The 10,094-nt window shown below is 67.1% G+C and carries 10 protein-coding genes and 1 pseudogene; 1 reads left to right on the forward strand and 10 read right to left on the reverse strand.

What is annotated here, in order from left to right:
- Positions 1-16: 16 nt before the first annotated feature.
- From mobH to PO78_RS00690, 3 genes are all read right to left on the reverse strand, one after another.
- Complete coding sequence (mobH, locus tag PO78_RS00680) at positions 17-1,861, reverse strand: MobH family relaxase (RefSeq protein WP_034037630.1); 1,845 nt, start codon at positions 1,859-1,861, stop codon at positions 17-19.
- Between the two features lie 202 nt (positions 1,862-2,063).
- Positions 2,064-2,984 (reverse strand): nucleotidyl transferase AbiEii/AbiGii toxin family protein, encoded by a 921-nt coding sequence (locus PO78_RS00685; protein ID WP_023657705.1) that lies wholly within the window; start codon positions 2,982-2,984, stop codon positions 2,064-2,066.
- Entirely contained in the window at positions 2,977-3,735 is a 759-nt protein-coding gene (locus tag PO78_RS00690; protein ID WP_043741369.1) for a type IV toxin-antitoxin system AbiEi family antitoxin domain-containing protein, read from the reverse strand. Before PO78_RS00690 ends, PO78_RS00685 begins: the two co-directional genes overlap by 8 nt.
- Before the next feature lie 229 nt (positions 3,736-3,964).
- Here PO78_RS00690 and PO78_RS00695 point away from each other — a divergent pair, with 229 nt between their 5' ends.
- Complete coding sequence (locus tag PO78_RS00695) at positions 3,965-4,330, forward strand: DUF3742 family protein (RefSeq protein ID WP_009521870.1); 366 nt, start codon at positions 3,965-3,967, stop codon at positions 4,328-4,330.
- Between the two features lie 7 nt (positions 4,331-4,337).
- Here PO78_RS00695 and PO78_RS00700 read toward each other — a convergent pair whose 3' ends face one another.
- From PO78_RS00700 to PO78_RS00730, 7 genes and pseudogenes are all read right to left on the reverse strand, one after another.
- The gene (locus PO78_RS00700; RefSeq protein WP_043741372.1) at positions 4,338-5,861 is read right to left on the reverse strand and encodes a conjugal transfer protein TraG N-terminal domain-containing protein; all 1,524 of its coding nucleotides are present in this window, start codon (positions 5,859-5,861) and stop codon (positions 4,338-4,340) included.
- Positions 5,862-5,876: 15 nt separating this feature from the next.
- Entirely contained in the window at positions 5,877-6,230 is a 354-nt protein-coding gene (locus PO78_RS00705) for a hypothetical protein (protein ID WP_017244842.1), read from the reverse strand.
- Positions 6,227-7,633: an integrating conjugative element protein gene (locus tag PO78_RS00710; RefSeq protein ID WP_043741377.1), complete on the reverse strand. Its 1,407-nt coding sequence runs from the start codon at positions 7,631-7,633 to the stop codon at positions 6,227-6,229. The genes PO78_RS00705 and PO78_RS00710 overlap by 4 nt, the downstream gene beginning before the upstream one ends.
- A 10-nt stretch (positions 7,634-7,643) precedes the next feature.
- Positions 7,644-8,588 carry a TIGR03756 family integrating conjugative element protein gene (locus PO78_RS00715; RefSeq protein WP_043741380.1) on the reverse strand — a complete coding sequence of 315 codons (945 nt, stop codon included), beginning with the start codon at positions 8,586-8,588 and terminating at the stop codon, positions 7,644-7,646.
- Positions 8,585-9,034, reverse strand: coding sequence for a TIGR03757 family integrating conjugative element protein (locus tag PO78_RS00720; RefSeq protein WP_043741384.1), 450 nt, complete (start codon positions 9,032-9,034; stop codon positions 8,585-8,587). The genes PO78_RS00715 and PO78_RS00720 overlap by 4 nt, the downstream gene beginning before the upstream one ends.
- Positions 9,035-9,199: 165 nt before the next feature.
- A complete protein-coding gene (gene radC / locus PO78_RS00725; RefSeq protein WP_043741387.1) occupies positions 9,200-9,694 on the reverse strand; it encodes a RadC family protein in 495 nt (164 codons plus the stop codon).
- A gap of 195 nt (positions 9,695-9,889) precedes the next feature.
- A pseudogene (locus tag PO78_RS00730) lies at positions 9,890-10,094 on the reverse strand (disulfide bond formation protein DsbA); the annotation flags it as partial.

A 10,094-nucleotide genomic window follows, 5' to 3' on the forward strand; every position in this document is an offset into this window, starting at 1 on the left:
CACAGCGGTCGCATGCCTACGCCTGATCGTCGTCCTTGGCCCCAAGGGCTGAATCTTCGCGCTTTGCGGCCTCGTTGAGGAGCCGCAGGTATGGGTTGTCTGGCGGCGTCTCCTGGAACAGCGCATCCGGGCTGACGAGCAGGTAGCCGTGCAGCCGGCGCGACTTGCGCGGCCCCGTGACTTCGCAGGTCCAGATGTTCAGCCCGCTCGGCTGCTTGCGGTGCTGTCCCAACTTCTCGAAGCGCTTCTGCACCCACTGCCACCCCTCCAGCTTCTCCTGCTTGGCCAGCGCGGCGACTTGAAGGTACTCCTGCGCGTAGCGCTGGAACACGCCGGGGCTGACGAGGTAGGTCGTACCGGCGACGGTATGCACCAGGGCCTTGGCGTCGTTGATGATGAGCTTGCGCGTCTGGATGCTCTGACGCAGCCAGGCCATGAAGTGCGCCCCGGAGGGCTCCGCGCGATCCTGGGAAGACGCGAGGCTCATCTGCGGCGGGGGCATGGTCGAAGGGGCCGGCTCGGGCTCGGCAACAGGGGAACTCGGGATCTCCGGTGTCGCGGGTGGAGCGGTGTCGCCCAGCAGGTCGAGCAGCGCGGCCACGCCGGCATCCGTGGCTGTGGATGCGATCGGCGCCGCGCTCGCGGATGCAGCTTCGATGCCTTCGGCGCGCGGCCCATCGGCCACCGCCGGCGCCTGCGGCTCCGCCTGTTCCTCCTCGACCTGCACACGGCCTGCGAACGGCGCCGGCCGGTCAGCGGCATCCCAGATCATCGCCGGCGAGAGTTTCAGGAAGGTGAAGGCGTGCGACCAGCCGGCGTCGCTGGTGACGGTAGCCTTCCAGATCGCCTTGCCATCCGGCGTCGGTTGCACGATGCCGTGATCCTGCAGCACGTTGAACACCGCCGTGTTGCTCGCCGGGATGCCGTCGATGCCCTGCGACAGCAGATGGGCGCGCAGCTTGTCGGAGACGGTCTTGCTCACCAGCCACAAGGCGTCTTGGGTCAGCCAACCGTCCGCCGGACCGGCCTGGTTCAACTTGAATTCTTCCTTGAGCAGGTAGCGCAAGCCGTCGAGCAATTTGCGTTGCAGCGCATGCTTGGGCGCCGCCAGCGCCTTGCTGGGATCGCCGCCGAGTTCCTGGGCGACCGATGCCTGGTCGGCCTGCACGACCAGTTCGCCGAGCGTGCCGGCGTGCTCGTACTGGCCGGCCAGCACGTACAGCAGCGCGGCCCAGAGGTCGGGATAGCCGCTGAGCCAGTCGAAGATGTCCCGGTCGAGAAGGCGCGCGTAGAGCAGCCCGGTGGCGGCGCTGTGCAGGCGGTACTCGCGCTCCTTTCGGTAACGGAAGCGGTAGGGCTTTCTCAGCGGGCCGTGCCAGGGATGCCAGACGCTGCCGTCGGCATGTTCGACGTGCAGATCGACGGCAATCTTGCCGATGTCGTGCAGCAGGGCCGCGTAGGCCGTGCCTGCGGTCCAGGCTTCGGCCTGGGCCGCCTGTGCCTCCGGCGTGACGCCCGCAGGCAGCAGGTATGACTGCCGCAGCTTCAGCGCATAGGCGACGATCTCCAGGCCGTGGTCCAGCATGCCGCCCGGATAGGCGTGGTGGTGGTTCTCGGAAGCCGGGAACTGCTGGACCAGCTCGGCGTAGCGCTCCAGTGGGGCGAGGTAGAGCGTGGCGAACTGCCGGCGCGAGAGCGATGTGCGCTGCCAGATGTGTTCCAGCAGTTTCTGCCGGCGCGGCGTGGCCAGCAGCGATGCGGCCGACTCCGGCCGCATCGACCCTTTCGGAGTTTCGATGGCGGAGGTGGGCGGCGTGCCGGCGGTGGGTGGCACCCTTTTGCGCTGGAACAGCGAGAGCATGGCGAACCCCGGATGACGGGCTGCTCGGGGCGCCTTTTGGCCTTTTCAGGATAGGGCCTTTCCCCTTGGCGCCCTTCCTTTGCCCCTTCCCAGCCCTTTGGCCTTTATCGGAAGCCTTTGGGTATAGGGCCGCTGCTGCGCGGGCGCCACGATGAATGCGGCATGGGGCAATCCCGGCAAGTGGGGCGCTGCGGGACGCTCGTCAGCTCTGGCCCAAGCCGGTGTCGAGGGCGGCGGATTGCGCTGCGAAGTCGTCGGGACGGCGCTTGCGGAAGGTCTCCAGATTGGCGAGCTTCCAGCGCAGTGCCGGCAGTTGCGCGGCGTGCTGGCACTGCACCAACGACCAGTCCGGTTCTGCGCGCGCCAGCCCGCTCAGAAACTGCTTGTGCGCGGTGCTTAGTCGCTGTGGCAGCTCGCGCCGCATCCTGGCGCGAGCATCGAGCAGTGTCTCCAGGGAGCAGTCCACTTCGGTCATGCCGACAAAGGCCCGCTCGTACTCGCCGGCGATGTCCTTGTCGTTGCCGAACAGCACTTCGTGGGGCGGCCGGTTGTGGCCCGCCAGATAGATCACGAAGCACTCGACCATGCCGTCGCCGATGTCGCCCGATTCGTAGAGCTGCCACACGTCGAACAGGTCGCGGGGGTGCTGCCGATCCAGCGCGGCCACCAGCTTGCTGGCGTACAGCTCGTCCGGTGCCAGAACCGGCAGCTCGAACTCGACGCCGAACAAATCGCTGGTCTTGGCGCTCAGCGGCCGCCGCTCGACGGGCAGCACGCTGCCTCGGAACACGACGTTGACCTCGATCTTCACCTGGCTGGCATCGTTCTCGACGATCAGCTTGGTGTCCCCCAGGTCCTTGGCGCGAACCAGGCGTGTCTGCACGCCCAGCGGTGCAAGGCGCGCGGCGATGGCGGCCAGCTCCTGGTTGATGGCTTGCAGCGCTTCGTCGCGCGGCGTCTGCCACGGGAGGTATACCACGTCGATGTCCACCGACAGGCGCGGCATGTCCCGCACGAAGAGGTTGATGGCCGTGCCGCCCTTCATGGCGAAGATGTCGTTGGCGAACACGTCGGGCGCGACGGCCAGCAGCAGGCGAACGGTGTCCGCGTAGGTCTTATCCATGAGGTCTCAGGCTCAGCAAGGTGCCGTCATCGAGCCGGCTCATCCAGCGCGTGTTGCTGCCGCTGCGAACCGGGTACTGCTCCAGCAGGGCATCCACATCCACGAGGCTGGTCTCGCGCGCCCAGGTGAGGAACAGGCGCACGGCCTTCACGCTGGCGCAGCAGGACAGCAGTTGTCCGAGCAAGTCCTTGCGGGGGGAACGCAGTCCATCGAAGATGTTGCGGGCCTCTTCGAGGCTCTGCTTGACGCCGGCTTCGTACAGCAGCTCCAGAACGGCACGCTCGGAGGCAGCCACCCGCAGATCCTCGGGCAGGCCAGGCGGCGTGGTCAGGGTCTTGCTGGCCAGCGCCGTGTCCGGCCAGTCGAACAGGCGGGCGTGGACGTAGCGGGCCGGAAAGCGCGAGGTGAACCAGGCTGGCAACACGAAACGACCGTCGCCCCACAGCACCAGCGCCTCCCGGCTGCCCAGGTTGTGCCGCACACCCTGCAGGGCCAGGGCGCTCTTGCCGCCGACGTGCAGGCCGGGCACGCGCTGTTGCAGGAACTTCAGCGCACCGTAGACCCCGAATTCATCGTTCGGGAAGGCATAGACGCCATGGGCCAGGCGCACGAGCCACCCGCCGTCGGCATAGTGGGCGGCGAGCTGGGGCGACACCCCGAACTGGCTCAGGGTGGCAAGGTCGAACGGCGCCCCGCGGGGAAGTCCCGCCTGCAGCCGCTTGATTACCTGGTGCCTAGAATTTCCATCCATGGTATAAAAATAGCACGGAATCCAATCAGCCCCTAGAGCTATCGCAGGAACGTGCATGGAAAGTAGCATAAGGTTTGATTTATAGTGCAGAATCTAATCGCCCTGCGACCCGAGCCAACCCGGCTCTGCCGGCCGCAACCCGCCCTCCTGATCGCGGTCTATGCTGGAGGGCAGGCCACGACCGGCCGCTCCGCGAGGTGAGGCACCACTGAAGCCGAGGCATATGAGCATGACCACCAACACGCACAACGGGCGCTGGAGCCACCGGCTGGGCCGGGGGGCTGGCCGTGCCTGGCGTGGATACCTGCGCCGCGAGCAGCGTGTCGCCGGCTGGCTGGTGACGCGCGGGGTGCCCGCGGGCGCGGCGACGGCGGTGCTCTGGATCGTCAAGCTCGCCGTGCTCGGTGCGCTGCTCTACTCCGCGTTCTGGCTGGCCCTGCTGCTTGCCTTTGCGGTGACTGCTGCATGGCTCGTGCAGCACGACGACTCTGATCAAGAGGAACCGCAACCCGAGTGGAGGGAAGGCCCCAACGGCTTCGGGCTTTATGACAAGAGCGACTGGCGCATCGACCCGCATGTGACCGACGACGACTGAACGGCGGTCACTTCTTCGATACGGCGCTCATTGCCATACCAGCGCCACGCCCCCCAGCGCCCTTGGCGTCCGAGGTGGCGGTGGACAACCCCTGCACGATATTTCCCGTGCGAACGCCTGCCCAAGCCAATGCCATGACCCAAAACGTCGGCAGCACGATGAACATCATCGCCATGACGAAGTTCAGCAACATGTCGCCAAAGGCGTTGTTCAAACCGATCAACGGATCGAAGTTCGTGTGCGGCCTGTCCGCGCCAAACCCCCAGCCGTAGAGCGCATCCAGGATCGTGCTGTCGATCCAGCGTGCGAGCTGGAACCAGAAGTCCACAAAGAACAGCGCGAACTGGACGCAGCTCACCGTCACCACCGTCTTCAGCTCGTAGGTGCCGAACAGCAGCACCAGCGGGATGCAGATGACGAGCGCCATCTTGAGCATCGTCAGCACCATCGGCAGCGCCTGGCGCACCACGTCCATCGCCGGAAAGAAGCCCAGCGAACCGACGGTCAGACCCAGGTCGCTCGCGCCGCGCGTGACGATGTTCGGCAGCGTCTTGTCGATCTGGCCACCGTAGTCGGTGTAGACGGCGCCCTGGTTCATCTTCTGCTGTCGCGGTGAGACCACGGCGCGGATCACCGAGTCATTGACCTCGCTCTGCGACAGGAAGCCCGCCCAGCGCCCGATGCGGGTCAGTAGGTCCGGGTCGACCTGTGCCAGCAGCCGGCTGCGCAGTCCCTGGCCGCCATCGGCCCACCACTGCCGGCAGGACGGATAGCCGCCGCCGCTGTCCACCTGTGCCAACCCTGCATCGCGGGTCGCGTCGTAGGGCCAGGCCGTGCGTGGGGTCTTGGCGCGATAGGTGTCATAGAAGCCGGGCGTGTCGAGGAAGTAACTCGACCCGATCCAGGTGACGTCGTTCATTTGCTCGTCGGAGAGCGTCGGCCGGTTCATGAACAGCTTGGCGCGCGACGGCCCGTAGCAGTCGTGCGTGAAGTCGGCGACCTCCTGTGCCAGCACCGGATCGTCGATGCGCGTGGCATCCACATCCATGCGAATCTGACGCAGGTCCGTGCCGCAGGGAATCGCCGCCACCGCGGAGCCCGTCACGGCTTTCGACAGCGCGTGCATGAAGAACCACCACACCGGCACCAGCGCGCTCTGGTCGTTGAGCGCCGTGTAGACGTTGGACCAGCCCGTGTCGTTGGGCAGCGGGACGTTGACCTGGCATTGCGCGGAGCGCGTGGTGTCGAACCTGATCGTGGCGAGATCCACCGGGATGAACGGGATGCCGGCGAACATGATGACCACGATCGCCACCCACACCCGGTTCTCGATGCGCATCGACGACAGCACGCCCTTGTTGCCCTCGTCCGCACCTTCGCTGCGGGCCTTGAGCCATTCCTGGATCACGATGGCCACGAACGGCAGCGCGAACACGCCGCTGGCCACGAGGATGCTCCAGATGCCGTTGTTGACCACCCAAGCCACCAGGGTCAGGTAATACTCCAAGTAGTCCGTGGTGTAGAGCGTCATGCCTGCCTCCCGGTCTCAGCCGTGCCGCAGCAGCTGGCTGGCTTCCAGCGCGACCACGGCGATCACCGCTGCGATCTCCGTGCGCAGCAGGCGCTGATGCGTCTCGCGTGACGGCTCCCGCCGCAACAGGCGCCGACGCATCCACCACCAGCCGTAAGCCGTCGCCCCGTAGAGGCACAGCCGCCACACGAAGAAGTGGCCGGCGTGCGCCTGCAGCCAGCGCTGCCAGCCCTCGACGCCGCCGACCACGTGGATGCCGGCGATGTTCACCGCCACCGCGGCGGCGACCACCAGCAAGGTCCACAGCAGCGCCACGCCGACGCGGCGGTTGAACAGCCATGGCAGCCGCAGCCAGGCGAGCCGGCTCATGGCGTACCGCTCCGCGGCTTCTGGACTTCCCGCAGACGGTCGCGTGTGGTGTCGCCCTCGAAGACGCCGCGCGAACCGGCAGCGCGGGTGCTGTGGCGCTGGATGATCGCCATCGCCGAGTTGCCGGCCAGCGTGCGGCGCAGCTCCAGTTCGGTCTTGAGGTTGTTGATCTCCTGCTCCAGCGCGCTGTTCTCCTGGTCGACCGCCCGCACGGCCAGCTCGTTGGCGGCGACGTTCGGCTCCTTCTTGCCGGTCAGCAACGTGCGTTGCAGCAGCAGGGCCTTCTCCAGCACGCTCGACAGCGCCGCCTCGGACGCCAGGCGCTTGCCCAGCACGTCCTGGTCGGGTTCGTCCCGCAGGGCCTCGATCACGCCGCGGGTGATCGGCAGCGAGCTGCTGCCGGCCGCATCGAGATTGGCCGGCGTCGTCGGCCGGGCGCCCGTCACCAGCTCCTGCAGCACCTGCAGCTTGGTCTCGTACTCTTCCTGGATCACTGGCGTGAGCCCGACGCCAGGCGTGGTCTGGGTCTTCGTGCAGTTTTCGCAGGTGCGTTGCTCGCGTTCGCCCAACACGCGGGTCGCCCAGTCCGCGGCCGCGCCAGGCGACGACCAGGTTTGGCAGGTCAGGCGGTTGCTGCAGGCGCTGCGCGCGATCGACGAGGTATCGGTGGCGCTGCGCCCGTTGAGCAGGTTGTAGCCCGCGCGCGTCACGTCGCCGACCACCTTGATCGAACTCTGGCCGGAGCCGCCCGCGTTGCCGCCGCCGACCCAGGGCACGCCGTTGTTCCCTTTGTTGGACTCGGCCTGCTCGATGGCGGAGACGGCATCGGTGCTGCTGACCGCATCCCGCAGCGCCATCCCCTCGGCGAGCTGGTCCCAGCCGGCCTGGCCGCCGGCCATGTCCGCCATGCGATTGGCGATGGCCCGGCAGGTCATCTTCGAGCGGTCGAAATCCAGGCGCGCCTGCAGGATGCCGTTGGTGAGCAGGTTGTACAGGCCCGGGTCGGCGCGCTGGATGATCAGCGCCGGCAGCGAGGCCACGGCGCTGGTGGCGTTCTGGATCACGTTGCTCATGATCGTCTGGAAGCCGTTGGTGATGCCGTTGAGCTGGTTCTGCAGCGTCGTGGTGATGCTCATGTCGCCGCAGATCAGGTTGCTGTTCCAGCCGACGCCGACGCCGATGCTCTGCATGTTGCCGGCACCACCCATCGACACGGCCCGGCCGCCGCCGATGCTGTAGAGCACGTCGTCGCCGATCACGCTGCCGCTGACGTTCACGCCATTGGGGTCGATGCGGGTCTGCGCCCAGGCGACGCCGACGACCAGCGTGATGGCCGCCACGAGCAGCGTGGCCCGCAGGTGCGACTTCGCGCGGCGCACGAAGTCAGGGAGGGAGGCGTTCATCGGGGGTTCCTCACATGAAATCGACGCTGCCGAGGAAGACCTGGCCACGGCGCCGGCAGCAGGAGTACGGCCGCCACAAGGCCCAGGCGTAGTCGCCCTGCTGGGCCTGCACGCGGGTGCGGCTGTGCGGGAAGACCACGCAACTGTTCGAGAGCGTGGGCGTCAGCTCCTGCCACTTGCCCGTCGAGGCGTCGGTCTCCATCAGCGCGCCGGCCGGCCAGTAGCCGTCGCGGGCGTTGGCCAGCAGAGGCTGGTACACGTGAATCTGGTTGCGGCGCGTCACGATGTCGCCCGCGCGCTGCGCGACCACGGCGCCGCTCTTGTGGTCGTCGGTCTGGTGCAGGAAGCCACCGCGGGGATACACGTTGCCCCAGAGGTTCAGGCCGGTGCGCGTACCGATTTCGCGCCGGCCGGGGATGAGCGCTTCGGGGTAGAACGCTTCCGGGATGTTGTAGCGCCAGGCGATCGTGTCGAGCGTGCTCAGCAGATACGGCATGAAGGCCGTGCCAGCGCCTTCGCAGGTGTAGCCGGAGGCGCTGGCGAACTGGCTGAACACCAGCCCGGCCGGATGGCCGATGACATCGGCGTTCTTGAACTTGGCGAGGTTGTTCTCGTTGTCGTGATTGGTCGTGCCGTCACCGCCAGCCTTGGCGGTCGGGTTGGGCATGCTCATCGCCCTGACTTCCAGCCAGGGGTTCTCGCCGGTGTTCGAGTAGCTCGACACCACCGCATCGGGGACGTAGTGGCGCACCTTGACGGAGGTGCGCACCGAACAACCGGATCGCCCGCAGTTCAGCCAGTAGCAAACGCCCACGACGCGGTACTCCAGGCAGTCGCGGGACAGCGCCGACGAGACGATGGTGGCCGTGTCCAGGGCGACCGACGACGCGGCCGCGCTCAGCAGCAGCGAGGCGACGAAGGCATGCAGGCGCGAGGGCGCCAGCAGGACACTCACGGCTGCGTGCTCCGGTATGCGTCGATCCGTGCAATGGCGCGGGTGACGTCGGGCTCGCCGTAGACCACGTAGCGCCGATCGACCACCACCGCGGGAATCCTGACGACCCCCAGCCCCCAGGCCTCCGCGACACCCTGATAGGCGTGGCCGATTCGGCGCTGCAGCGCCTCACCGCCGGCATGCAATCGTTGCCGCACCAGGGCCGCGGCCTGTCGCGGGTCGGTCGGCAGGTCCGCCGCCAGTTCGATCTCGATGCGCGCAGCCTGGTCCAGTTCGGTGACCCGCGCGCCAGCCGGAGCCTGCACCGGATGATGGCTGTCGGTGACGACCAGCACATCGGCGGCGGTTGCGATGGGGCCGAGCAGCGCGGCGCACAGTCCGGCGGTCAGTCTGACCACCAGGGGATGCCGCGAGGCAGCAGGAAGGTTGGGGGAACGGACCGGCACGGCGCGCCTCAGCGGAGTCGATGCAGGCTCGTAGTCGAACGCAATGCCGATCAGGGAACGACAAGGAAACCGAAACCGCTCAGCCCCGATTTCCTGCGTAAGAACGAAAAGGAAGCGGGAGCCAATGGCTCCCGTGGTGATGAAACAAATGCGTCTGGGATGCTGCTACAACAAGCCGGCTTCGGCGAATGAGAACGGGCTGCCCTTGCCGACGATGAAGTGATCCAGCACCCGGACGTCGATGGTGGCCAGCGCGCTCGTCAGCCGCTCTGTGATCGCACGATCGGCGGCTGAAGGCTCGGTTTTCCCCGACGGGTGCTGATGCGCCAGGATCAGGGCCGAAGCGTTGAGCGCCAGTGCACGCTGAACCAATATGCGCGGATACACCGGAGTCTGGTCGACCGTGCCCTTGAATAACGGCTCAAAGGCGAGCACCTGGTGCTGGCTGTTGAGAAACACGACGGCCAGGATTTCGTTCGGCTCCGCGACCAGTTTCAGGCGCAGGTAGTCGCGCACGGCGGCGGGACTCTCCAGTACTGGACCGCCCCTGAACACGCGGTTCTCCAGCAGCATGATCGCCTGCTGGATGATCCAGTCTTCGTGCTGGGCGGCGATCAGGGTGAGCGACTCCGGGCCGGAGTCGGCGATGACAAGAGACATGGCGAACCTCCAATGGATGAGATCGGAGGGCGCCTGCCCCTGGAGGGCAAACCCTCCTGGGGACGATGGGGATGGAACGGGTGACGAGCGGGCATCCACCACCGCGGATGCGGCGGCTGTTCGCGTCAAGGGATGCGATGCGAACGGGTTTCGATCAACGCGGACGAGCCGCGCCGCAGCCTTGAAGATCGATGGCTACCTGGGCATGTCACCGGCAACGCCGGCGGGCATGTCTGGGGAATGGGCGGGTTCGGCCACGGTCGTGTTGCCGGCGGCGAGCAGGTCGATGGCCGACAGCAAGGCATCGCCTTCGACAGGACCATGCAGCAGGAGGGTCTTGCCGGTCTCGCGGTCGCGCAGTTGCAAGGCCGGTGTGGCCGCGATGCCCTGCTCCGCGGCT

The organism is Thauera sp. SWB20, from assembly GCF_000831325.1.
GTDB lineage: Bacteria > Pseudomonadota > Gammaproteobacteria > Burkholderiales > Rhodocyclaceae > Thauera > Thauera aminoaromatica.

What these genes read in the sequence shown, in the direction of transcription:
- mobH (WP_034037630.1), bottom strand. Translation starts at nt 1,861, where the DNA reads ATGCTCTCGCTGTTCCAGCGCAAAAGGGTGCCACCCACCGCCGGCACG.
- PO78_RS00685 (WP_023657705.1), bottom strand. Translation starts at nt 2,984, where the DNA reads ATGGATAAGACCTACGCGGACACCGTTCGCCTGCTGCTGGCCGTCGCG.
- PO78_RS00690 (WP_043741369.1), bottom strand. Translation starts at nt 3,735, where the DNA reads ATGGATGGAAATTCTAGGCACCAGGTAATCAAGCGGCTGCAGGCGGGA.
- PO78_RS00695 (WP_009521870.1), top strand. Translation starts at nt 3,965, where the DNA reads ATGACCACCAACACGCACAACGGGCGCTGGAGCCACCGGCTGGGCCGG.
- PO78_RS00700 (WP_043741372.1), bottom strand. Translation starts at nt 5,861, where the DNA reads ATGACGCTCTACACCACGGACTACTTGGAGTATTACCTGACCCTGGTG.
- PO78_RS00705 (WP_017244842.1), bottom strand. Translation starts at nt 6,230, where the DNA reads ATGAGCCGGCTCGCCTGGCTGCGGCTGCCATGGCTGTTCAACCGCCGC.
- PO78_RS00710 (WP_043741377.1), bottom strand. Translation starts at nt 7,633, where the DNA reads ATGAACGCCTCCCTCCCTGACTTCGTGCGCCGCGCGAAGTCGCACCTG.
- radC (WP_043741387.1), bottom strand. Translation starts at nt 9,694, where the DNA reads ATGTCTCTTGTCATCGCCGACTCCGGCCCGGAGTCGCTCACCCTGATC.